This is a genomic window from Klebsiella sp. P1927 (assembly GCF_018204675.1).
Lineage (GTDB): Bacteria > Pseudomonadota > Gammaproteobacteria > Enterobacterales > Enterobacteriaceae > Klebsiella > Klebsiella pneumoniae.
The window spans coordinates 3,597,907-3,620,170 of record NZ_CP073377.1; the positions used below are offsets into that span (position 1 = coordinate 3,597,907).

24 protein-coding genes are annotated in these 22,264 nt (G+C 57.2%); 20 read left to right on the top strand and 4 right to left on the bottom strand.

Annotation, left to right across the window (positions count from 1 at the left end):
* The first annotated feature begins 21 nt into the window (after window positions 1-21).
* From leuS to lipA, 15 genes are all read left to right on the top strand, one after another.
* Window positions 22-2,604: a leucine--tRNA ligase gene (leuS, locus tag KB892_RS18280; RefSeq protein ID WP_002894696.1), complete on the top strand. Its 2,583-nt coding sequence runs from the start codon at window positions 22-24 to the stop codon at window positions 2,602-2,604.
* A 14-nt stretch (window positions 2,605-2,618) separates the two neighbouring features.
* Complete coding sequence (gene lptE, locus KB892_RS18285; RefSeq protein WP_002894693.1) at window positions 2,619-3,209, top strand: LPS assembly lipoprotein LptE; 591 nt, start codon at window positions 2,619-2,621, stop codon at window positions 3,207-3,209.
* Window positions 3,209-4,240: a DNA polymerase III subunit delta gene (gene holA, locus KB892_RS18290; protein ID WP_002894692.1), complete on the top strand. Its 1,032-nt coding sequence runs from the start codon at window positions 3,209-3,211 to the stop codon at window positions 4,238-4,240. Before lptE ends, holA begins: the two co-directional genes overlap by 1 nt.
* Window positions 4,233-4,883: a nicotinate-nucleotide adenylyltransferase gene (gene nadD, locus KB892_RS18295; RefSeq protein WP_004176879.1), complete on the top strand. Its 651-nt coding sequence runs from the start codon at window positions 4,233-4,235 to the stop codon at window positions 4,881-4,883. The genes holA and nadD overlap by 8 nt, the downstream gene beginning before the upstream one ends.
* A gap of 72 nt (window positions 4,884-4,955) precedes the next feature.
* A complete protein-coding gene (locus tag KB892_RS18300) occupies window positions 4,956-5,585 on the top strand; it encodes an adenosylcobalamin/alpha-ribazole phosphatase (RefSeq protein ID WP_004151650.1) in 630 nt (209 codons plus the stop codon).
* 222 nt (window positions 5,586-5,807) lie between these two features.
* Window positions 5,808-6,125: a ribosome silencing factor gene (gene rsfS, locus KB892_RS18305; protein ID WP_002894623.1), complete on the top strand. Its 318-nt coding sequence runs from the start codon at window positions 5,808-5,810 to the stop codon at window positions 6,123-6,125.
* Between the two features lie 3 nt (window positions 6,126-6,128).
* Window positions 6,129-6,596, top strand: coding sequence for a 23S rRNA (pseudouridine(1915)-N(3))-methyltransferase RlmH (gene rlmH, locus KB892_RS18310; RefSeq protein WP_002894620.1), 468 nt, complete (start codon window positions 6,129-6,131; stop codon window positions 6,594-6,596).
* Window positions 6,597-6,623: 27 nt separating this feature from the next.
* Window positions 6,624-8,525: a peptidoglycan DD-transpeptidase MrdA gene (gene mrdA / locus KB892_RS18315; protein WP_002894617.1), complete on the top strand. Its 1,902-nt coding sequence runs from the start codon at window positions 6,624-6,626 to the stop codon at window positions 8,523-8,525.
* Entirely contained in the window at window positions 8,525-9,637 is a 1,113-nt protein-coding gene (mrdB, locus tag KB892_RS18320; RefSeq protein ID WP_002894613.1) for a peptidoglycan glycosyltransferase MrdB, read from the top strand. Before mrdA ends, mrdB begins: the two co-directional genes overlap by 1 nt.
* 11 nt (window positions 9,638-9,648) lie before the next feature.
* Window positions 9,649-10,797 carry an endolytic peptidoglycan transglycosylase RlpA gene (rlpA, locus tag KB892_RS18325; protein ID WP_004147579.1) on the top strand — a complete coding sequence of 383 codons (1,149 nt, stop codon included), beginning with the start codon at window positions 9,649-9,651 and terminating at the stop codon, window positions 10,795-10,797.
* A 138-nt stretch (window positions 10,798-10,935) separates the two neighbouring features.
* On the top strand, window positions 10,936-12,135 hold the full coding sequence (dacA, locus tag KB892_RS18330) for a D-alanyl-D-alanine carboxypeptidase DacA (protein ID WP_002894539.1): 1,200 nt from the start codon (window positions 10,936-10,938) through the stop codon (window positions 12,133-12,135).
* 112 nt (window positions 12,136-12,247) lie between these two features.
* Window positions 12,248-12,511: a DUF493 family protein YbeD gene (ybeD, locus tag KB892_RS18335; protein WP_002894474.1), complete on the top strand. Its 264-nt coding sequence runs from the start codon at window positions 12,248-12,250 to the stop codon at window positions 12,509-12,511.
* 104 nt (window positions 12,512-12,615) lie between these two features.
* Window positions 12,616-13,260, top strand: coding sequence for a lipoyl(octanoyl) transferase LipB (gene lipB / locus KB892_RS18340; RefSeq protein ID WP_002894472.1), 645 nt, complete (start codon window positions 12,616-12,618; stop codon window positions 13,258-13,260).
* 193 nt (window positions 13,261-13,453) lie between these two features.
* Entirely contained in the window at window positions 13,454-14,350 is an 897-nt protein-coding gene (locus KB892_RS18345) for a YbeF family transcriptional regulator (RefSeq protein WP_002894469.1), read from the top strand.
* A gap of 180 nt (window positions 14,351-14,530) precedes the next feature.
* Window positions 14,531-15,496 carry a lipoyl synthase gene (gene lipA / locus KB892_RS18350; RefSeq protein ID WP_002894467.1) on the top strand — a complete coding sequence of 322 codons (966 nt, stop codon included), beginning with the start codon at window positions 14,531-14,533 and terminating at the stop codon, window positions 15,494-15,496.
* Between the two features lie 190 nt (window positions 15,497-15,686).
* On the opposite strand, the gene tatE is transcribed toward lipA, so the two are convergent.
* On the bottom strand, window positions 15,687-15,893 hold the full coding sequence (tatE, locus tag KB892_RS18355; RefSeq protein ID WP_002894464.1) for a twin-arginine translocase subunit TatE: 207 nt from the start codon (window positions 15,891-15,893) through the stop codon (window positions 15,687-15,689).
* A 242-nt stretch (window positions 15,894-16,135) separates the two neighbouring features.
* Window positions 16,136-16,924, bottom strand: a complete 789-nt coding sequence (locus KB892_RS18360; RefSeq protein ID WP_002894461.1) for a deaminated glutathione amidase — start codon at window positions 16,922-16,924, stop codon at window positions 16,136-16,138.
* Between the two features lie 89 nt (window positions 16,925-17,013).
* Between KB892_RS18360 and crcB the strand changes: the two genes are divergently transcribed.
* Entirely contained in the window at window positions 17,014-17,397 is a 384-nt protein-coding gene (gene crcB, locus KB892_RS18365; RefSeq protein WP_002894459.1) for a fluoride efflux transporter CrcB, read from the top strand.
* Between the two features lie 67 nt (window positions 17,398-17,464).
* On the opposite strand, the gene cspE is transcribed toward crcB, so the two are convergent.
* Both cspE and pagP read right to left on the bottom strand, forming a co-directional pair.
* Entirely contained in the window at window positions 17,465-17,674 is a 210-nt protein-coding gene (gene cspE, locus KB892_RS18370; RefSeq protein ID WP_002439184.1) for a transcription antiterminator/RNA stability regulator CspE, read from the bottom strand.
* Window positions 17,675-17,868: 194 nt separating this feature from the next.
* Window positions 17,869-18,387, bottom strand: a complete 519-nt coding sequence (gene pagP / locus KB892_RS18375; protein WP_002894414.1) for a lipid IV(A) palmitoyltransferase PagP — start codon at window positions 18,385-18,387, stop codon at window positions 17,869-17,871.
* A 338-nt stretch (window positions 18,388-18,725) separates the two neighbouring features.
* Here pagP and dcuC point away from each other — a divergent pair, with 338 nt between their 5' ends.
* The 4 genes from dcuC (at window position 18,726) to uspG (ending at window position 22,193) form a co-directional block, all read left to right on the top strand.
* Window positions 18,726-20,099: an anaerobic C4-dicarboxylate transporter DcuC gene (dcuC, locus tag KB892_RS18380; RefSeq protein ID WP_002894411.1), complete on the top strand. Its 1,374-nt coding sequence runs from the start codon at window positions 18,726-18,728 to the stop codon at window positions 20,097-20,099.
* 92 nt (window positions 20,100-20,191) lie between these two features.
* Window positions 20,192-20,989 (top strand): ribonuclease I, encoded by a 798-nt coding sequence (rna, locus tag KB892_RS18385; protein WP_002894407.1) that lies wholly within the window; start codon window positions 20,192-20,194, stop codon window positions 20,987-20,989.
* 178 nt (window positions 20,990-21,167) lie between these two features.
* Window positions 21,168-21,578 (top strand): nucleoside diphosphate kinase regulator, encoded by a 411-nt coding sequence (rnk, locus tag KB892_RS18390; RefSeq protein ID WP_002894404.1) that lies wholly within the window; start codon window positions 21,168-21,170, stop codon window positions 21,576-21,578.
* A gap of 186 nt (window positions 21,579-21,764) precedes the next feature.
* Complete coding sequence (uspG, locus tag KB892_RS18395) at window positions 21,765-22,193, top strand: universal stress protein UspG (RefSeq protein ID WP_002894401.1); 429 nt, start codon at window positions 21,765-21,767, stop codon at window positions 22,191-22,193.
* Window positions 22,194-22,264: the final 71 nt, after the last annotated feature.

The window sequence follows — 22,264 nt, forward strand, 5'->3', positions numbered from 1 at the left end:
AAAACAGGACCACTGGCTGCCATGCAAGAGCAATACCGCCCGGAAGAGATAGAATCGAAAGTCCAGCTTCACTGGGACGAAAATCGTACATTTGAAGTAACTGAAGACGAGAGCAAAGAGAAGTATTACTGCCTGTCGATGCTTCCTTATCCTTCTGGTCGACTACACATGGGTCACGTGCGTAACTACACCATCGGCGACGTGATTGCCCGCTACCAGCGCATGCTGGGCAAAAACGTCCTGCAGCCGATCGGCTGGGATGCGTTCGGTCTGCCGGCAGAAGGGGCGGCGGTGAAAAACAACACCGCGCCAGCGCCGTGGACCTACGACAACATCGCCTACATGAAAAACCAGCTAAAAATGCTGGGCTTCGGCTATGACTGGAGCCGCGAGCTGGCGACCTGCACCCCGGAATACTACCGCTGGGAGCAGAAGTTCTTCACCGAGCTGTACAAAAAAGGCCTGGTGTACAAAAAAACCTCCGCAGTGAACTGGTGCCCGAATGACCAGACCGTGCTTGCCAACGAACAGGTTATCGACGGCTGCTGCTGGCGCTGCGATACCAAGGTCGAGCGTAAAGAGATCCCGCAGTGGTTTATTAAAATCACCGCCTACGCCGATGAACTGCTGAACGATCTGGATAAGCTGGACCACTGGCCGGACACCGTGAAGACCATGCAGCGCAACTGGATCGGCCGTTCGGTAGGGGTAGAAATCTCCTTTGACGTCAACGACTACGCTGACAAACTGACTGTCTACACCACCCGTCCGGACACCTTTATGGGTTGTACCTACCTGGCCGTCGCGGCGGGTCACCCGCTGGCGCAGCAGGCTGCGGCGAACAATCCGGCGCTGGCCGCCTTTATCGACGAGTGCCGCAATACCAAAGTGGCCGAAGCCGACATGGCGACGATGGAGAAAAAAGGCGTCGATACCGGCTTTAAAGCCATTCATCCGCTGACCGGTGAACAAATTCCGGTCTGGGCGGCAAACTTTGTGCTGATGGAATACGGCACCGGCGCGGTAATGGCCGTTCCGGGTCACGACCAGCGCGACTACGAGTTCGCCAGCAAGTACGGTCTGAACATTAAGCCGGTTATCCTCGCTGCCGACGGCTCCGAGCCGGATCTCTCCGAGCAGGCGCTGACCGAGAAAGGCGTCCTGTTTAACTCCGGCGAGTTCAGCGGTCTTGATTATGAAGCGGGCTTCAACGCCATTGCCGACAAACTGGCTGCCATGGGCGTGGGCGAGCGTAAAGTTAACTACCGTCTGCGCGACTGGGGCGTATCCCGTCAGCGCTACTGGGGCGCGCCGATCCCGATGGTGACCCTGGAAGATGGCACCGTGCTGCCGACCCCGGAAGATCAGCTGCCGGTGATCCTGCCGGAAGACGTGGTCATGGACGGCATCACCAGCCCGATCAAAGCCGATCCTGAATGGGCCAAGACCACCGTCAACGGCCAGCCGGCGCTGCGCGAAACCGACACCTTTGACACCTTTATGGAATCCTCCTGGTACTATGCGCGCTACACCTGCCCGCAGTATCAGGAAGGAATGCTGGATTCGAAAGCGGCCAACTACTGGCTGCCGGTAGATATCTACATCGGCGGTATCGAACACGCCATCATGCACCTGCTCTACTTCCGCTTCTTCCATAAGCTGATGCGCGACGCGGGCATGGTGAACTCCGATGAGCCGGCGAAACAGCTGCTGTGCCAGGGCATGGTGCTGGCTGACGCGTTCTACTATGTGGGCGAAAACGGCGAACGTAACTGGGTTTCCCCGGTTGACGCCATCGTTGAGCGCGACGAAAAAGGCCGCATCGTGAAGGCCAAAGACGCGGCGGGCCACGAGCTGGTGTACACCGGCATGAGCAAGATGTCCAAGTCGAAAAACAACGGCATCGACCCGCAGGTGATGGTTGAGCGCTACGGCGCGGATACCGTGCGTCTGTTCATGATGTTTGCGTCCCCGGCGGATATGACCCTCGAGTGGCAGGAATCTGGCGTTGAAGGGGCGAACCGCTTCCTGAAACGCGTCTGGAAACTGGTCTACGAGCACACCACTAAAGGAGAGGTTGCGGCACTGAACGTGGCGGCTCTGAGCGAAGATCAGAAAGCGCTGCGTCGCGATATCCACAAAACCATCGCCAAAGTGACCGATGACATCGGCCGTCGTCAGACCTTCAACACCGCCATCGCGGCAATCATGGAGCTGATGAACAAGCTGGCGAAAGCGCCGCAGGAAGATGAGCAGGATCGTGCGCTGATGCAGGAAGCTCTGCTGGCGGTGGTGCGTATGCTCAACCCGTTCACGCCGCACGCCAGCTTCACCCTGTGGCGTGAGCTGAACGGCGAAGGCGATATCGACAACGCGCCGTGGCCGGTAGCGGATGAGAGCGCGATGGTGGAAGACAGCACCCTCGTCGTCGTCCAGGTCAATGGCAAAGTTCGTGGTAAAATTACCGTTGCGGTAGATGCAACTGAAGAGCAGGTTCGCGAGCGCGCCGGCCAGGAACATCTGGTGGCGAAATATCTCGACGGTAAAACCGTGCGTAAAGTGATTTACGTTCCCGGTAAACTGCTCAATCTGGTCGTTGGCTAAGCGCGGGAGGAAGCGTGCGATATCTGGTAACAATGTTGTTATCTCTGGCGGTGCTCGTCACCGCCGGCTGTGGCTGGCATTTGCGTAGCACTACCAAGGTGCCCGCCACCATGAAAACCATGATTTTCCAGTCGAGCGATCCGAACGGCCCGTTAAGCCGCGCGGTACGTAATCAGCTGCGTCTTAACGGCGTGGAACTGATCGACGCCAGCACGCTGCGTAAAGATGTCCCTTCTCTGCGCCTCGATGGCTCGTCGATTCAGAAAGATACCGCATCGGTGTTCCAGGATGGTCGTACGGCGGAGTATCAGATGGTCATGACCGTTCATGCCAGCGTCCTGATCCCGGGTCACGATATCTATCCGATTACCACCAAGGTCTATCGGTCGTTCTTTGATAACCCGCAGGCGGCATTAGCGAAAGACGCCGAGCAGGATATGATTATCCAGGAAATGTACGACAAAGCGGCGGAACAGCTGATTCGTAAGCTGCCAAGCGTTCAGGTAGCGGATGTTGAAGCAACCCAGCAGGAAGAGAAACCGGTCGCCAGCAGCGCGGCGCCGGCTTCCTCGGGTAACCGCGTCTCCACCACGCTGGGTCAATGATGATTCGGTTGTACCCGGAACAGCTCCGCGCGCAGCTCACTGAAGGGCTGCGCGCGGCCTATCTGCTGCTTGGCAACGATCCCCTGCTGTTGCAGGAAAGCCAGGACGCCATTCGCGAAGCTGCTGCCGCGCAGGGCTTTACCGAGCACCATACTTTTTCAATCGACAACAGCACCGACTGGCAGGCGATTTTCGCCTTAAGCCAGGCGATGAGCCTGTTTGCCAGCCGGCAAACCCTGCTGTTGATCCTACCGGAAAACGGCCCCAACGCGGCGATCAATGAACAGCTCGCCACGCTGGTTGGCCTGCTGCACGACGACCTGCTGCTGATAGTTCGCGGAAATAAGCTGACCAAAGCCCAGGAGAATGCCGCATGGCTCACCGCCCTGGCTCAGCGCGCCGTCCAGGTCAGTTGCCAGACGCCGGAATACGCGCAGCTGCCGCGCTGGCTGGCCGCCCGGGCCAAACAGCATCAGCTGCAGCTCGACGACGCGGCCAGTCAGCTGCTGTGCTACTGTTACGAAGGCAATCTGCTGGCGCTGGCGCAGGCGCTGGAGCGTCTGGCGCTGCTCTGGCCGGACGGTAAGCTAACCCTCCCCCGCGTTGAGCAAGCGGTAAACGATGCCGCGCACTTTACGCCTTACCATTGGGTCGATGCCCTACTGGCAGGCAAAAGTAAGCGCGTGCTGCACGTCCTGCAGCAGTTACGCCTTGAAGGCTGCGAGCCGGCGATCCTGCTGCGTACTCTGCAGCGGGAGCTGCTGCTGCTGGTTACCCTCAAGCGCCAGGCGACGCACACGCCGCTGCGCTCGCTGTTTGATAAACATCGGGTCTGGCAAAACCGCCGTCAGCTGCTCAGCGACGCCCTCACGCGCCTGAGCGGGGAACAGCTGCGCCAGGCGGTGACCCTTCTGACCCGCGCGGAGCTCACCTTTAAACAGGATTACGGGCACGACGTCTGGCCCGAACTGGAAAGTCTTTCGTTGTTGCTCTGCCACAAAGCCCTGGCGGACGTTTTTATTGATGGTTGATATGACTCAGTTACAGGCAATCTATGGCGGCACCTTCGATCCGGTGCATTACGGTCACCTCAAGCCGGTTGAGATCCTGGCGAATCAGATTGGCCTGAGCAAGGTCATCATCATGCCTAACAACGTCCCGCCGCACCGGCCGCAGCCGGAAGCCACCAGCGCCCAGCGCGTGCACATGCTGAAGCTGGCGATTGCCGATAAACCGCTGTTCACGCTCGATGAACGCGAACTACGGCGCGATACCCCCTCCTGGACGGCGCAAACGCTGCAGGAGTGGCGCCAGGAGCAGGGGCCGCGCAAACCGCTGGCGTTTATCATTGGCCAGGATTCGCTACTGACCTTTCCCACCTGGCACAACTATGAAACCATTCTCGACAATGTCCACCTGATTGTTTGCCGCCGCCCGGGTTACCCGCTGACCATGGCGCAGGAAGCGGATCAGCGCTGGCTGGATCGCCATTTAACCCACGACGTGGAGTCTCTGCATAACCGCCCTTCCGGCGTGATCTACCTGGCTGAGACGCCGTGGTTCGATATTTCCGCGACGATCATCCGCCAGCGCCTTGAGCGCGGCGAGTCCTGCGCCGAGATGCTGCCCGCCGCCGTGCTGGATTACATCCGCGAGCAGGGACTCTATTGCTGACCCCAGGCTGGGCCTGGCGCGAAAAAAGCGCTATCGTAACGCCATCTCTTCATCGCCTGTCAGAGCCTGTTCATGAAATTGTGGTTAGTTCGCCATGGCGAAACCGAAGCCAACGTTGCCGGGTTATACAGCGGCCATGCCCCAACGCCCCTGACGCCGCGCGGCGTCGCTCAGGCGCGCGCGCTCGGCGAACGGCTGCGCCTGGCGCCTTTCGATAAAGTATTCTGTAGCGAGCTGGCGCGGACCGGGACAACGGCCGATCTGCTGCTTGGCGACCGCGCTATTCCGCGTGAGCGCCATCCCGCGCTCAATGAGATGTTTTTCGGCGACTGGGAGATGCGTCATCATCGCGACCTCCAGCGAGAAGATGCGGAAAACTATGCCGCCTGGTGTGCCGACTGGCAGCATGCGGCCCCCACCAACGGCGAAAGCTTTCAGAATTTTGCCCGCCGCGTCAGCGAGTTTATCCCAACGCTGACCGACTGCCGCCATCTTGACCATCTGCTGATCGTCGGCCATCAGGGCGTCCTGAGCCTGCTGACCGCCCTGCTGTTGCAGATGCCTGCGGCGGCGATGTGGCACTTTCCCATTGCCCATGGCGCCTGGAGCCTCCTCGAAATCCGCGACGATTTCACCACCCTGCGGGTATTAAATAGCCAGGCCGTCTGGCGGCCGCAAGAAGAATTCCCGCCAGACCATTGACAGGCCAGAGCAGGCTGTTATTCTCCGCTGCCAGGCAGCATCCGCCAAAGCCGGTTTGCAGAAATTGTTTTACAAAAATGGCGATGCAATCCGCGGCGAGGGATGGGATGATAGCCCGCCACGAACGCCTGCCGACAGACATTTCACCCGACTTTTTCATCAGTTCAGGTATACTGTCAGGCTCTTTATGATTATCAATCTTCACGCACCCAGGGGGAACACTTGCAGGGTAAAGCACTCCAGGATTTTGTTATCGACAAAATTGATGACCTGAAAGGTCAGGACATCGTTGCCATTGATGTACATGGCAAATCCAGCATCACCGATTGCATGATTATCTGCACCGGCACCTCCACGCGTCATGTGATGTCTATCGCCGACCACGTGGTTCAGGAGTCCCGCGCCGCCGGCATGCTGCCGCTGGGCGTTGAAGGGGAAGCCGCCGCCGACTGGATCGTCGTCGACCTCGGCGACGTGATGGTCCACGTCATGCAGGAAGAGAGCCGTCGTCTGTACGAGCTGGAAAAACTCTGGAGTTAATGCGTGAAGTTGCAGCTGGTGGCCGTTGGCACCAAAATGCCGGACTGGGTACAGACCGGCTTTAGCGAGTATCTGCGCCGTTTTCCCAAAGATATGCCGTTCGAGCTGGTGGAGATCCCTGCCGGTAAGCGCGGTAAGAACGCTGATATCAAACGCATCCTCGAAAAAGAGGGCGAGATGATGTTAGCCGCTGCCGGTAAGAACCGCATCGTGACCCTGGATATTCCGGGTAAACCATGGGATACACCGCAGCTGGCGCGCGAACTGGAACGCTGGAAACAGGACGGGCGCGACGTCAGTTTACTGGTAGGCGGTCCGGAAGGTCTCTCTCCCGCCTGTAAAGCAGCGGCGGAACAGAGTTGGTCGCTCTCCACCCTCACCTTACCTCACCCGCTGGTGCGCGTACTGGTGGCCGAGAGTCTGTACCGGGCGTGGAGCATCACCACCAACCACCCGTACCACCGTGAGTAATGATGATCAGGGTAGACTAAGCAGCGAATGAAATTACAGAATTCTTTCCGCGACTATACGGCTGAATCCTCGCTGTTCGTGCGCCGGGCGCTGGTCGCTTTTTTGGGGATTTTGCTGCTTACCGGCGTTCTGATCGCCAACCTGTACAATGTGCAAATCGTTCGCTTCGACGACTATCAGACGCGCTCGAACGAAAACCGCATCAAGCTGGTGCCGATCCCGCCGAGCCGCGGCATTATTTACGATCGCAACGGCACCCCGCTGGCGCTTAACCGCACCATTTACCAGCTGGAGATGATGCCGGAGAAAGTCGATAACGTACAGCAGACGCTGGATGCGCTACGCGACGTCGTCGATTTAACCGACGATGACATCGCCGGTTTCAAAAAGGAGCGCGCCCGCTCCCATCGTTTTACCTCGATTCCGGTAAAGGTCAACCTCAGCGAAGTGCAGGTGGCCCGCTTTGCCGTCAACCAGTACCGCTTTCCCGGCGTGGAAGTCAAAGGCTACAAGCGTCGTTATTACCCCTATAATTCGGCGCTGACTCACGTCATTGGCTATGTCTCAAAAATTAACGATAAAGACGTCGACCGCCTGGATAAAGAGGGCAAGCTGGCCAACTACGCCTCGACGCACGACATTGGGAAGCTGGGTATAGAGCGTTATTACGAGGACGTTCTGCACGGTCAGACCGGCTACGAAGAGGTTGAAGTGAACAACCGCGGCCGCGTCATTCGTCAGCTGAAAGAGGTGCCTCCGCAGGCCGGACGCGACATCTACCTCACCCTCGACCTCAAGCTGCAGCAGTATATTGAAACGCTGCTGGCCGGCAGCCGCGCCGCCGTGGTGGTGACCGACCCGCGTACCGGCGCTATTCTGGCGCTGGTTTCAACCCCGAGCTATGACCCGAACCTGTTCGTCGACGGCATCTCCAGCAAAGATTACTCCGCGCTGCTCAACGACCCGAACACACCGCTGGTCAACCGAGCAACGCAGGGGGTCTATCCGCCGGCGTCGACGGTCAAACCGTACGTCGCCGTCTCGGCGCTGAGCGCCGGGGTGATCACCCGCAACACCAGCCTCTTCGACCCCGGCTGGTGGCAGTTGCCTGGCTCAGAGAAACGCTATCGTGACTGGAAAAAGTGGGGCCACGGCCATCTGAACGTCACCAAAGCGCTCGAGGAGTCTGCAGATACCTATTTCTACCAGGTCGCCTATGACATGGGCATCGACCGTCTCTCAGAGTGGATGAGCAAGTTTGGCTACGGCCACTACACCGGTATCGACCTCTCCGAGGAGCGCTCTGGCAACATGCCGACCCGCGAATGGAAGCTCAAGCGCTTTAAGAAACCCTGGTACCAGGGGGACACCATTCCGGTGGGCATCGGCCAGGGTTACTGGACCGCCACGCCGATCCAGATGAACAAAGCGCTGATGATCCTGATTAACGACGGCGTGGTGAAGGTGCCTCATCTGCTGCAGAGCACCGTGGAAGACGGCAAGCCCGTACCCTGGGTCCAGCCCCATGAGCCGCCGGTAGGCGATATCCATTCCGGCTATTGGGAAATCGCCAAAGACGGCATGTACGGCGTGGCCAACCGCGGCAACGGCACCGCGCACAAATACTTCGCCAGCGCGCCGTATAAAATCGCGGCCAAGTCAGGTACCGCTCAGGTGTTCGGCCTGAAGGCCAACGAAACCTATAACGCGCACCGGATCTCCGAGCGCTTGCGCGACCATAAACTGATGACGGCGTTTGCGCCTTATAACAACCCGCAGGTTGCCGTGGCGATGATTCTGGAAAACGGCGGCGCCGGCCCGGCGGTCGGTACGATTATGCGCCAGATCCTCGATCACATCATGCTGGGCGATAACAACACTACGCTGCCAAGCGAAAACCCGGCGGTAACCGCAGGGGAGGATCAATAATGACGGATAATCCGAACAAAAAATCGCTATGGGATAAAATCCATCTTGACCCCACCATGCTGCTTATCCTGCTGGCGCTGCTGACCTACAGCGCGCTGGTTATCTGGAGCGCCAGCGGTCAGGATGTCGGCATGATGGAGCGTAAAATCGGCCAGATCGCCATGGGCGTGGTGATCATGATCGTCATGGCGCAGATCCCGCCGCGGGTCTATGAAGGCTGGGCGCCCTACCTCTATATTTTCTGTATCATCCTGCTGGTAGCCGTTGACGCCTTCGGTGCCATCTCCAAAGGGGCGCAGCGCTGGCTGGATCTCGGTATTGTGCGCTTTCAGCCGTCGGAGATCGCCAAAATAGCCGTGCCGCTGATGGTGGCGCGGTTTATTAACCGCGATGTCTGTCCACCGTCGCTGAAGAACACCGGCATTGCCCTGGTGCTAATCTTCCTGCCGACGCTGCTGGTGGCGGCGCAGCCTGACCTCGGGACCTCGATCCTGATCGCCCTATCCGGGCTGTTTGTGCTGTTCCTATCCGGCCTCAGCTGGCGCCTGATTGGTATCGCCGTGGTGCTGGTCGCCGCCTTTATTCCGATCCTGTGGTTCTTCCTGATGCACGACTATCAGCGTCAGCGCGTGATGATGCTCCTCGATCCGGAAACTGACCCGCTGGGCGCCGGCTATCACATTATTCAGTCTAAAATTGCCATTGGCTCCGGCGGTCTGCGCGGCAAAGGCTGGCTGCACGGCACCCAGTCGCAACTGGAGTTTCTGCCGGAACGCCACACCGACTTTATCTTCGCCGTCCTCGCCGAAGAGCTGGGCCTGATTGGCGTACTGATCCTGCTAGCGCTTTATATTCTGCTGATTATGCGCGGACTGTGGATCGCCGCCCAGGCGCAAACCACCTTTGGCCGGGTCATGGCCGGTGGTTTAATGTTGATTTTATTCGTTTATGTCTTCGTAAATATTGGTATGGTGAGTGGTATTTTACCGGTGGTGGGCGTACCGTTGCCGCTGGTGAGCTACGGGGGCTCCGCCCTGATCGTACTGATGGCCGGGTTTGGTATCGTAATGTCGATCCATACCCACAGAAAAATGTTGTCGAAAAGCGTTTAAAGGGGTTAGCAATGCGTAAGCAATGGCTGGGGATCTGCATAGCAGCGGGGCTGCTGGCGGCATGTTCGAGTGATGACGTGCAACAAAAAACGGTCAGTACTCCACAGCCGGCCGTCTGTAATGGCCCGACGGTTGAGATCAGCGGCGCCGATCCGCAATATGAAACGCCGAACGCCACGGCGAATCAGGATTATGAGCGCGACGGTAAAAGCTACAAAATCGTTCAGGATCCGGCCAACTTTACTCAGGCCGGTTTCGCGGCGATCTATGACGCTGAACCCAACAGCAACCTGACCGCCAGCGGCGAAGCCTTCGATCCGACTCAGTTGACCGCAGCGCACCCGACGCTGCCGATCCCGAGCTACGCGCGGATCACTAACCTTGCCAACGGACGGATGATCGTCGTGCGGATTAACGATCGCGGTCCCTATGGCAACGATCGGGTCATCTCGCTTTCCCGCGCATCCGCTGACCGCCTGAACACCTCTAACAACACCAAAGTGCGCATCGACCCCATCATCGTCGCGCCTGACGGTTCGCTTTCCGGCCCGGGGATGGCCTGTACCACCGTCGCCAAACAGACTTACGCCCTGCCCGCCCGTCCGAATCTGGACGGTGGGGACGCCGCTGGCATGAGCCAACCCGCACCCACTGACGTTCGCCCGATCAGCAACAGCACGCTGACGCCGGCAGACAGCGTGGGCGCGCCGGTGAACAGCGGCGGTTTCCTCGGCGCGCCGACGCCCCTGAACAACGGCGTGCTGGAGAGTAGCGAACCAGCGGCAGCCGCCGCGACGGCTCCTGCCGCCGGCGCCACGCCAACAGCGCCAGTGACCGCGCCTGGCTCCATTCAGGGTAATGTGGCGCCCGCTGCGGCCACCGCCGCAGCCGCTGGCGCCGTGGCGGCCTCGTCCTCGGCGACCTCCAGCGCCAGCGGTAATTTTGTTGTCCAGGTGGGCGCAGTAAGCGACCAGACGCGGGCGCAGCAGTATCAGCAGCGCCTGAGCCAGCAGTTTTCTGTGCCAGGCCGGGTCATGCAAAACGGCGCGGTCTGGCGTATTCAGCTGGGTCCCTTTGCTGATAAAGCACAGGCCAGCGCCGTGCAGCAGCGCCTGCAAAGCGAAGCGCAGCTGCAGTCCTTTATTACTCGCGCCAACTAAACGCCGCGGGCCGCCCGTTCACCTCGCGCATGTAAAAGTCATTAACAAACTCATGCGCAATGTCGGATGCTGGCCCGCAGAGCATTTGCTATAGTAAGGCACTTTTTTAACTCCATCACGGATGCCGTTGTTCTGACCATGAAGACCTCTTTCACCGCTCGTTTACTCATTACGGCGCTCTCCGTTGCAGCGCTCTCCTCCGCTGCCCGCGCCGATGACCTGAATATCAAAACGATGATCCCAGGCGCCCCGCAGATTGACGCCGAATCCTGGATCCTTATCGATTACAACTCTGGCAAGGTACTGGCTGAAAACAATGCCGACTCCCGCCGCGACCCGGCCAGTCTGACCAAAATGATGACCAGCTATGTTATCGGTCAGGCGATGAAAGCGGGCAAATTCAAAGAGTCCGATCTGGTCACCGTCGGCAACGATGCCTGGGCCACCGGCAACCCGGTTTTCAAAGGCTCTTCTCTGATGTTCCTCAAGCCGGGCATGCAGGTGCCGGTTTCTCAGCTGATCCGTGGTATTAACCTGCAGTCCGGTAACGATGCCTGCGTGGCGATGGCCGACTACGTCGCCGGCAGCCAGGACGCCTTCGTCAGCCTGATGAACAACTACGTCAACGCTCTGGGCCTGAAAAACACCCATTTCCAGACCGTTCACGGTCTTGATGCTGACGGACAGTACAGCTCCGCGCGCGACATGGCGCTGATTGGCCAGGCGCTGATCCGCGACGTACCGAACGAGTACTCCATCTATCGTGAGAAAGAGTTCACCTTCAACGGCATCCGCCAGCTGAACCGTAACGGCCTGCTGTGGGATAACAGCCTGAACGTCGACGGCATCAAAACCGGCCATACCGACAAAGCGGGTTACAACCTCGTCGCTTCCGCCACCGAAGGCCAGATGCGCCTGATCTCCGCGGTAATGGGCGGCCGGACGTTCAAAGGCCGTGAGTCAGAAAGCAAAAAACTGCTTACCTGGGGCTTCCGCTTCTTCGAAACCGTCAACCCGATTAAAGCTGGCAAAGAGTTTGCCTCCGAACCGGCCTGGTTCGGCGACAGCGATCGCGCTTCGCTGGGGGTGGATAAAGACGTCTACCTGACCATTCCGCGCGGCCGAATGAAAGATCTGAAAGCCAGCTACGTGCTGAATAACACTGAGCTGCACGCCCCGCTGCAGAAAAACCAGGTTGTCGGCACCATTAACTTCCAGTTGGATGGTAAAACCATTGACCAGCGTCCGCTGGTGGTCCTGCAGGAAATTCCGGAAGGTAATTTCTTCGGCAAAATTATTGATTACATTAAATTAATGTTCCACCACTGGTTTGGTTAAAAATCGAACACTTGAAAGTGTGATTTCCATCCCCATATACTATTCATCCAAGTAACCTGATAACTCCCGCCCTTGGTGGGAGTTATTATTTTGTCGTAACACCGGAGCTGACATGAAAACCAAACTTAACGAACTGCTTGAATTCCCTACGCCATTTACTTACAAAGTAATGGGGCAGGCGTTGCCGGAGCTGGTTGATCAGGTGGTGGAAGTGGTACAGCGCCATGCGCCTGGTGATTACTCGCCGTCAGTAAAACCGAGCAGCAAAGGTAACTACCACTCGGTCTCCATCACCATCAACGCCACCCACATTGAACAAGTGGAAACGCTGTACGAAGAGTTAGGCAATATCGATATCGTTCGGATGGTGCTGTAACCTTTTCCCTGACCCGGCCGCCGTGCCGGGTCTTCTCATTCCCTTCTGCACGGCTGTGATATACTCCCCAACCTGAATTCTCTCTTCCCGGCGGAGATGTTGTTTTGCAGCACAATAAAATTCTTATCCGGCAGCTTGGCCTGCAACCTTACGAACCCGTCTCGCAGGCGATGCATGAATTTACCGACGCCCGTGATGAAGATACCCTCGACGAGATCTGGCTGGTGGAACATCACCCCGTATTCACCCAGGGTCAGGCCGGCAAAGCGGAACACGTGCTGGTGCCCGGCGATATTCCGGTGATCCAGAGCGATCGCGGCGGCCAGGTCACCTATCACGGTCCGGGACAGCAGGTGATGTACGTCCTGTTGGACCTCAAGCGCCGTAAGCTGGGCGTGCGGGAGCTGGTGACGCTACTGGAGCAAACGGTCGTCAATACCCTGGCTGAATATAGTATCGAGTCGCACCCCCGCGCCGATGCCCCTGGCGTCTATGTCGGCGAACGCAAAATCTGCTCTCTGGGATTGCGGATCCGTAAAGGTTGTTCTTTCCACGGTCTGGCGCTTAATATCGCCATGGATCTCACACCGTTTCTGCGTATCAACCCCTGCGGCTATGCCGGTATGGAGATGACGCAAATGCGCCAGTGGCAGCCGGCAGCCTCCCCGGAGACGGTCGCTCCGCGGCTGGTCGCCAATCTGCTGGCGCTGCTAAATCATCCACCGCACGAATATCTTCCCCGGGATTAAGCGGCAGGCCAACGTCCCGCTGTCAGCGGGGCGCTAAACGAGTAACACGTTATTTTTGCAATCAATTGTCACGCACGGCAACGCGGTGGGCCGCTATACTTGGCCTATCATTCCCAACCGGACTCATCGCGTGCCAGAGAATACGCCTCCGTCAGAATCTCCTGACAGACAGGATGAACGTTACGATCGTCAAATGTTTCGCATCCTGCGTAATATTGACCTCAATCTGTTGACCATCTTTGAAGCGGTATACGTGCATAAAGGTATCGTCAACGCCGCGAAAATACTCAATATCACACCGTCGGCGATTAGCCAGTCAATTAACAAACTGCGGGCGCTGTTCCCCGATCCGCTATTTATCCGCAAAGGACAGGGCGTTACCCCCACCGCCTATGCCACCCATCTTCATCAATACATCAGCCGCGGCATGGAAGCTTTCCTCAGCGCGCTGGATATCACCGGTAGCCCGCACCAGCAGCGGGTGATCACTATCGCCACTACGCCAGCGATGGGAGCGCTGCTGATGCCTGGCCTGGCCAGCGCGCTGAAGCCGACCTTTCCGCAGATCCTGTTGCACAATATCGCCATCGTCGACGCCGCGCGGCAGCTTGACCAGCGCCAGGTGGATCTGCTCATTGATACCCACCTGCACAGCGGCCAGGCGATAAGCCATCATGTGCTGTATCAGGATCGGGTACAGATGTACTGCCGCGCAGGGCATCCCGCGCTGGACGGTCCGCAGGATGAAACGACCCTCGCGGAGTACGAATTTGCGCTGCTGCTGCCGGAAGGCCAGCGCTACCCCACCCTCCATCGCCGACTACAGGAAGAGATGGGCGAGCGCCGCTGCGGCTTTAGCACCTTTAACCTGATGACCCAGGCGGCGATGATCGCCGGGAGCGATATGCTGGGTCTGACCACCGAACGCCTGTTCGCCATGGTGTCCCGTCTCTGGCCGCTGCAGACCCTGGATTTCCCTTCCCTCGGTGAAGAGCAGATTGACGTTGCGCTGCACTTTAATAAGCTGAGCGGGAAAGAGCCATTGCTGAAAGAGATCATCGAGACGGTGATCCGCTCGTTTAAGGCGTAGCGCACGGAAGGGAAAAGGATAAAACAACAACTATTTTACAATTTGCCGGGCAGGCAGGCTGCTTTCTGCCCCTTTTCAATGGTATACTGCCTGCTCTTGATTCAAAAATAGTTGATAATTGCAACATTTCATTGAATTAATTCGCTTTCCTTCGTGACTCGCAACTGGAACACGCACGCTATGAGTAAACCCATTGTGATGGAACGCGGTGTTAAGTACCGCGACGCCGATAAAATGGCCCTTATCCCGGTGAAAAACGTGGCAACTGAGCGTGAAGCTCTGCTCAGAAAACCGGAATGGATGAAAATCAAACTTCCGGCAGACTCGTCCCGTATCCAGGGAATCAAAGCAGCGATGCGTAAGAACGGCCTGCACTCTGTGTGCGAAGAGGCCTCCTGCCCGAACCTTGCAGAATGCTTCAACCACGGTACCGCGACCTTTATGATCCTCGGCGCGATCTGTACCCGCCGTTGCCCGTTCTGCGACGTCGCGCATGGACGCCCGGTCGCGCCAGATGCAAACGAGCCACAAAAGCTGGCGCAAACTATCGCCGATATGGGTCTGCGCTATGTCGTAGTCACCTCGGTAGACCGTGACGACCTGCGTGATGGCGGCGCACAGCATTTTGCCGACTGCATCAGCGCCATTCGCGAGAAAAACCCGTCGATTAAGATCGAAACGCTGGTTCCGGATTTCCGCGGCCGCATGGATCGCGCACTTGATATTCTGACGGTGACCCCGCCGGATGTCTTCAACCATAACCTCGAAAACGTGCCCCGTCTTTATCGTCAGGTACGTCCGGGCGCGGATTACAACTGGTCGCTGAAGCTGCTGGAGCGTTTTAAAGAAGCGCACCCGGAGATCCCGACGAAATCCGGCCTGATGGTAGGTCTGGGCGAAACCAACGACGAGATCATCGAAGTAATGCGCGACCTGCGTCGCCATGGCGTCACCATGCTGACGTTAGGCCAGTATCTGCAGCCGAGCCGTCACCACCTGCCGGTGCAGCGCTACGTCAGCCCGGAAGAGTTTGAAGAGATGAAAGCGGAAGCGATGGCGATGGGCTTCACCCACGCCGCCTGCGGTCCCTTCGTCCGCTCTTCCTATCATGCCGACCTGCAGGCTAAAGGGATGGAAGTTAAATAACCCACCGCTTCCGCCGCTGCGCGCCTTTTCGGCGCAGCGGCTCTCTCCGCTTCATCCGTTTCGCCTGTCCGTAACAGTTAGTTGCATCTTTTCTCCGCGGCGTCGACAAAAACGACAAAGGCCGCAACGATAAACGTCGCGGCCTCTTCGCCGTACCGCCAGCATCCCGTCAGGGGACGCAGCCGGAGAATTACTCTTTATGAGAGAGCTTCTGCGCCGGCGCTTCTTCTTCTGCGGTGGTTTTCTTCGCGCTATCGTCATCTTCGTTCATGGCTTTTTTAAAGCCCTTGATAGCCGACCCCAGGTCGCCGCCCAGCGTACGTAATTTCTTGGTACCAAACACTAAGATAATCAGTGCTGCGACTACCAGCAGTTTGGTAATACTAATCTCACCCATAGCTAACCTTCTTCTCTATACAAGCTGCGAATACGCCATCATACACGCATTTATCCGTCCTATTGTAATCCACCTGTGCGTGGGCTGCGTGTTTCGGCCCATAGCCTCCCCTCCGGGAGTGAGCGCTGAGATGTCCATCCTGACGTGCACAGCGAATTATTGGGATAAACAATACGGGTATTTGACGCGCGGACACAATAGCAATCTGTAACAAGGTGAATCAAGCCTTGTTTAAAAAAACGTCATAATAATTGCGGTGGCGCAAATCGTCGGTTCCGCAGCACTGGCAAACGCTCGCGAACGCGCGCAAGGTCATCCGCTGAGAGATCGGCAAAGATCAGCTGCGGCTCGCTCCCGGCCCCCGCCAGAGTGGTCCCCAGCGGATCGACGATGCGGCTCAGCCCGATATTGCGCGTTCCGCATTCGCCTGCCGCCACGATATAGCAGGTAGTATCGAGAGCGCGTGCCGCCAGCAGCGTCGCCCAGTGATGCTCTTTCTGCGGCCCTTTCACCCATGCAGCGGGCAGCACCAGCAGCTGTGCCCCATTCAGGGCCAACGAAAGCGCCAGTTCCGGAAAGCGAAGATCGTAGCAGGTCATCAGGCCAACGCGTAATCCCGCCACCTCAATCACCGGCGGGATCTGCTGACCGGGATCCACCCGCCGGGACTCCTGCATCGCGAAGGCGTCATATAGATGAAGTTTATGATAATGGGCAATCACTGCGCCTTCCCGCAATACCACCAACGTGTTGGTCGCTCTCCCCTCCCCTGACGGCACATGGAGCGTCAGGACCGTGGTCAGGCTGTTACGCCTGCTCTCGGCCAACAGCGGCTGCAAAAATGCGCCATCCAGCGGCTGGGCCGATTTAACTGACAGATCCGGGTCGTTGTCATCCCGCGCCAGCAACGCCTCCGGCAGCACCAGCAGCGCCGCCCCTTCTCGCTCCGCCTGCTGCATCATCGCCACACAGGTTTGCGCATTCGTCCGCCATACTGGCGTGACGGCAAATTGTCCTGCCGCTACCCGCATGTTCTTCTCCCGTCAGGTTATGGATAGCCAATCGCGCCCGATGCGCGCTACACTTGACACTCTCTTACATCAAATAGCAGGAAACGACCGTGTTTCAACTTCTTTGCGCCGTTTTTATTGGCGGCGGCACCGGCAGCGTATTGCGCTGGTGGCTCGGCATGAAGCTCAATCCTGTGCACCATGCTATCCCGATTGGGACTCTAACGGCCAACCTGTTAGGCGCCTTTGTGATTGGCGCCGGGCTGGCGTGGTTTAATCGTCTGACCGGGATTGACCCGATGTGGAAACTGCTGATTACCACCGGTTTCTGCGGCGGCCTGACCACGTTCTCCACCTTTTCTGCGGAAGTGGTGTTTCTCCTGCAGCAGGGCCGGGTAAGCTGGGCGCTGCTCAACGTCGCGGTGAATTTGCTGGGTTCGTTTGCGATGACGGCGGTCGCCTTCTGGCTTTTCTCGCAGGCGGCCAGCCGCTAAAAGCGAAGGAGACAGGCAAAAAAAAACCCGCTTATTAGCGGGTTTTTATATTCTACTGACGCGTTGCTTACAGAGCGATGACGTTTGCAGCAGAAGGGCCTTTGGCACCGTTAGTGATTTCGAACTCTACGCGCTGACCTTCAGCCAGAGTTTTGAAACCGTTGGACTGGATTGCAGAGAAGTGTACGAATACATCTTTGCTGCCATCTTCCGGAGTAATGAAACCGAATCCTTTGGACTCATTAAACCACTTAACGTTACCTTTAATCTTAGACATCAAAATTACCTTTATATGAAAAATCGACACTAATGCTGTGTCGGGTATCAGTACACCAATTGTGGTACCTTTTGTCCAGTGCAACTTTGCTAAAAAGTGATAAAAGTCGCTATCTTTTTTAGTGGGTAACGCTTTAGTCCTTGTTTTTGCACAAGACCTTCCGCTTATCTCATTTATTGCTAAGACTTAGCGAATTAAAACTGGATGCGCGCCCAGGCGAAGTAAACGTTACCGTTATTGTAGGTGCCGGGAATATAGGTCATCTGGAAAGTTGCCGGACCGTAACCTATTGACGCCAATGGCAAGATCACCGGGATCGGGATGTAGTTCCAGTTATCGCGCGCCGTGACGCCGAGGGTATAGCCAAGGCCGAGGTGGAAATTCTGGTCCGTCAGCGGGCGCCAGGTTTTCTCCCAGCCGTAGCCGCCGATGGGCTCCCACTTATTAAAAGAGTCTTTAAACGCCATCAGGTACAGGCCATGCCAGTTCCCTTTCTCATCCCAGCGCGAGACGCCGAAACCTGCCCCCCACGGACGTTCGTTATACTTATCGGTTTTTTCCTTGTCATAGGCAAAGCGCGCATGCCAGGTGATGGCTGGAACGTACAAATCATAGTGCTCCGGCTCATTCCAGGTCTGCGCTACGTTATTACTTAAGGTATGGTAACCTTCGCTAAGGGTCGATGAAAACGACGCGCTGGCGTTTCCGGACACCAATAACCATCCTAAAAAACCAAGAGAAAACAATGAAAAACGACGTAACATCAACACTTTTCTATTACCACTTTGATTTAAAAGCCACCTAAAATAGCAAAGATAATCTCAATACAGGTTGAACGAAATAAGGCAAACTCCTGATTTTCGCCCGCTGTCCATCAGAACGGCTTAACTATCCATCTGGTGATTATATCCAGGCGTGACGGGGGACGTGTAGTTCTTATCGCTTTATTGATTTGCATCAGCGAGTTTTGTCCGTTTTTTCGGCACATTCGCACATTAAAATTTGGTGTGGTGCTTTTTAGCTACATATTCTTTGGGTTTAGGGGTAATAAATGCTGACGTTTATTGAGATCCTGATAGGGATCGTGGTCATTGTGGGCGTAGCCCGCTATATCATTAAAGGCTACTCGGCCACCGGGGTGCTGTTCGTCGGAGGCTTAATCTTACTGATCGTCAGCGCCCTGCTGGGACATAAAGTGTTACCGGGTAATACCGCGAGCACCGGCTATTCCGCTACCGATATTATTGAATACATTAAGATTCTACTCATGAGCCGCGGCGGCGATCTGGGCATGATGATCATGATGCTGTGCGGCTTCGCCACCTATATGACCCATATTGGCGCCAATGATATGGTGGTCAAATTAGCGTCGAAGCCGTTGCGCTATATTAATTCGCCCTATCTGCTGATGATTGCCGCCTATTTTGTCGCCTGCCTGATGTCGCTGGCCGTCTCCTCCGCGACCGGCCTTGGCGTACTACTGGTGGCGACGCTGTTCCCGGTAATGGTGAATGTCGGTATCAGCCGCGGGGCCGCCGCCGCCATCTGCGCCTCACCGGCGGCGATTATCCTCTCGCCAACCTCGGGTGACGTCGTCCTGGCGGCCAAAGCCGCTGAAATGCCGCTGATCGACTTTGCTTTTAAAACCACGCTGCCGATCTCCATCGCGGCTATTATCTGCATGGCGATCGCCCACTTTTTCTGGCAGCGCTATCTGGATAAAAAAGAGCACATTTCTCACGAGATGCTCGATGTCAACGACATCACCACCACCGCCCCGGCGCTGTATGCCATTCTGCCGTTTACCCCGATCATCGGCGTGCTGATCTTTGACGGTAAATGGGGGCCGGAGCTGCACATTATCACCATCCTCGTTGGCTGCATGCTGCTGGCGGCGATCCTCGAGTTCCTGCGCGGTTTCAACACCAAAAACGTCTTTAGCGGGCTGGAAGTCGCCTACCGTGGAATGGCCGACGCCTTCGCCGGCGTAGTGATGCTGTTGGTTGCCGCCGGCGTCTTTGCCCAGGGGTTAAGCACTATCGGCTTTATCAACGGTCTGATCTCAATCGCCACCTCCTTCGGCTCGGCCAGCATTATTCTGATGCTGGTGCTGGTGATCCTGACCATGCTGGCGGCGATGACCACCGGTTCCGGTAATGCCCCGTTCTACGCCTTCGTTGAGATGATCCCCAAGCTGGCGCACTCCTCCGGCATCAATCCGGCCTACCTGTCGATTCCGATGCTGCAGGCTTCTAACCTCGGCCGCACGATATCGCCCGTCTCCGGGGTGGTGGTCGCCGTTGCCGGGATGGCGAAGATTTCCCCATTCGAAGTGGTCAAGCGCACCTCAGTGCCGGTGCTCGTTGGCCTGCTGGTGGTGATCGTTGCTACTGAAATCCTGGTGCCCGGCAGCGCGCTCCACTAATGGTCTAACCACGCGAAAAGGCGCCAGCGGGCGCCTTTTTTATGCTTTAATAACTCCCCGTTATCTTTTGCCATCCATAATCAGGAATAAAAATGTTCAGGAAGGATTTCGCCGCGATTGCCCTTGTGCTTACCGCCACTCAGGCCGGTGCTGAACCGCTCACCGCGATGCGATACGCTGATTTTGACCGCTACGTCCTTGCCCTCTCCTGGCAAACCGGATTCTGTCAGAGCATGTATGACCGCAATCGCAACGAACCGGAAGAGTGTCGCCTGCAGCAGGACACCGCGAATAAAGCCGACTTTCTGACCGTGCATGGCCTGTGGCCCGGGCTGCCAAAGTCCATTGCCGCGCGCGGAGTGGATGAACGTCGCTGGATGCGCTACGGCTGCGCCACGCGTCCGGTGCCCAACATGCCGGAGGTAAAAGCGAACCGCAAATGCCAGGCGGCGGAGACCGGACTGTCGCTGGAGATGGCCAATAAACTTAATAATGTGATGCCGGGATCGGGCGGCACCTCCTGCCTGGAACGCTACGAATATGCCAAACATGGCGTCTGCTTCGGCTTCGATCCCGACAGCTACTTTGGCGCCATGGTGCGACTAAACGGTGAAATTAAGCGCAGCCCGGTGGGGGATTTTCTCGCGAAGCACTATGGCCAAACGGTCAGCCGCGCCGACTTCGACGCCGCCGTGGCCCGCGCCTGGGGTCCGCAGAGCGTAAAGGCGTTTAAGCTAACCTGCAACGGTAATCCGGCCTATCTGACGGAGATGCAAATCTCGCTCAACGCCGCGACCATCAACGCCCCGCTGGCCACTTCCGCTTTTCTGCCCCAGCCTCACCCGGGTAACTGCGGCGCACAGTTTATCCTCGATAAGGTTGGCCACTAGCGTAAAGCGGGATGCTGATTGGAAAACACCGTCCGCCGGATGGTGTTGCACGCTGAATGTGCGTTTCATCACTTCAAACTGCCGGCAACTCTCAGTATGATGGTAGGACCTTAACCCTTGCCCCTTTCGGCGAGGGTTTTCTTTTACGGACAGGTTCCTGGATAACATGGAGTATGCAATGACCAGACCCGCAATCATCATTAATGAACTGGATGCCGAACGTATCGACAGGCTGCTGGAGCAGCCGGCTTTCGCCAACTCACCGGTTGCCGATGCCCTGAATGAGGAACTCGACCGCGCGCAAATGCTGGCCCCGGAAGCGATGCCGCATGATGTCGTCACCATGAATAGCAGGGTAAAATTCCGCGATTTAACCAGCGGCGAAGAGCGCGTGCGGACGCTGGTGTTTCCGTCACAGGTGACCGACAGCGCCAGCCAGCTCTCCGTCCTCGCGCCGGTGGGCGCCGCGCTGCTGGGCCTGAAAGTCGGCAGCACCATTCACTGGGAGCTGCCGGGCGGCGCATCGACGCACCTGGAAGTGCTGGAGCTATTGTACCAGCCGGAAGCCGCTGGCGAATTCCACCGCTAATCCCGCTGCCTGAGGCGTTTCGCGCTTTATTCAGAGGATGTCCGCACATCCTCTTTCTGCTGTTTTCCCGCCGCTTACCCTTTTTTACGCTTTGCGCCTGCCTGGCTGACAGTTTTGCGACCTGAATGACACAATATCCGCATATAATATGTTGATATAGACGCAAACGAACAAGGAGGATTGCATATGTATAAGACTATCATTATGCCGGTTGATGTCTTTGAGATGGCGCTGAGCGATAAAGCCGTCCGGCACGCGGAGTTTCTGGCCCAGCAGGACGGGGTGATCCATCTGCTCCACGTCTTACCGGGTTCCGCGAGCTTTACCATGAGCCGTTTTACCGCCGACCTGCGGCGGTTTGAGGAACATCTGCAGCATGAGGCGGAGACTCGCCTGCAGACGATGGTCAGCCACTTCAGCATTGACCCGTCTCGTATCAAGCTACATGTCCGTTTTGGCAGCGTGCGCGATATGGTCAACGAGCTGGCCAGCGAAATTAACGCCGACGTGGTAGTTATTGGCTCACGCAATCCCTCCATCAGTACCCACCTGCTCGGCTCCAATGCCTCGAGCGTGATCCGCCATGCCCATATCCCGGTAATGGTCGTCAGGTAAGAATGACGAAAAGAGTATAAAAAAAGAGGCTACCCCTGGGTAGCCTCTTTGTTATGCAGGTCTATTGTCTG

Coding starts and splice junctions, on each gene's coding strand:
- leuS (WP_002894696.1), top strand. CDS start 22: ATGCAAGAGCAATACCGCCCGGAAGAGATAGAATCGAAAGTCCAGCTT.
- holA (WP_002894692.1), top strand. CDS start 3,209: ATGATTCGGTTGTACCCGGAACAGCTCCGCGCGCAGCTCACTGAAGGG.
- nadD (WP_004176879.1), top strand. CDS start 4,233: ATGGTTGATATGACTCAGTTACAGGCAATCTATGGCGGCACCTTCGAT.
- KB892_RS18300 (WP_004151650.1), top strand. CDS start 4,956: ATGAAATTGTGGTTAGTTCGCCATGGCGAAACCGAAGCCAACGTTGCC.
- mrdA (WP_002894617.1), top strand. CDS start 6,624: ATGAAATTACAGAATTCTTTCCGCGACTATACGGCTGAATCCTCGCTG.
- mrdB (WP_002894613.1), top strand. CDS start 8,525: ATGACGGATAATCCGAACAAAAAATCGCTATGGGATAAAATCCATCTT.
- rlpA (WP_004147579.1), top strand. CDS start 9,649: ATGCGTAAGCAATGGCTGGGGATCTGCATAGCAGCGGGGCTGCTGGCG.
- dacA (WP_002894539.1), top strand. CDS start 10,936: ATGAAGACCTCTTTCACCGCTCGTTTACTCATTACGGCGCTCTCCGTT.
- ybeD (WP_002894474.1), top strand. CDS start 12,248: ATGAAAACCAAACTTAACGAACTGCTTGAATTCCCTACGCCATTTACT.
- KB892_RS18345 (WP_002894469.1), top strand. CDS start 13,454: ATGTTTCGCATCCTGCGTAATATTGACCTCAATCTGTTGACCATCTTT.
- lipA (WP_002894467.1), top strand. CDS start 14,531: ATGAGTAAACCCATTGTGATGGAACGCGGTGTTAAGTACCGCGACGCC.
- tatE (WP_002894464.1), bottom strand. CDS start 15,893: ATGGGTGAGATTAGTATTACCAAACTGCTGGTAGTCGCAGCACTGATT.
- KB892_RS18360 (WP_002894461.1), bottom strand. CDS start 16,924: ATGCGGGTAGCGGCAGGACAATTTGCCGTCACGCCAGTATGGCGGACG.
- cspE (WP_002439184.1), bottom strand. CDS start 17,674: ATGTCTAAGATTAAAGGTAACGTTAAGTGGTTTAATGAGTCCAAAGGA.
- dcuC (WP_002894411.1), top strand. CDS start 18,726: ATGCTGACGTTTATTGAGATCCTGATAGGGATCGTGGTCATTGTGGGC.
- rna (WP_002894407.1), top strand. CDS start 20,192: ATGTTCAGGAAGGATTTCGCCGCGATTGCCCTTGTGCTTACCGCCACT.
- rnk (WP_002894404.1), top strand. CDS start 21,168: ATGACCAGACCCGCAATCATCATTAATGAACTGGATGCCGAACGTATC.
- uspG (WP_002894401.1), top strand. CDS start 21,765: ATGTATAAGACTATCATTATGCCGGTTGATGTCTTTGAGATGGCGCTG.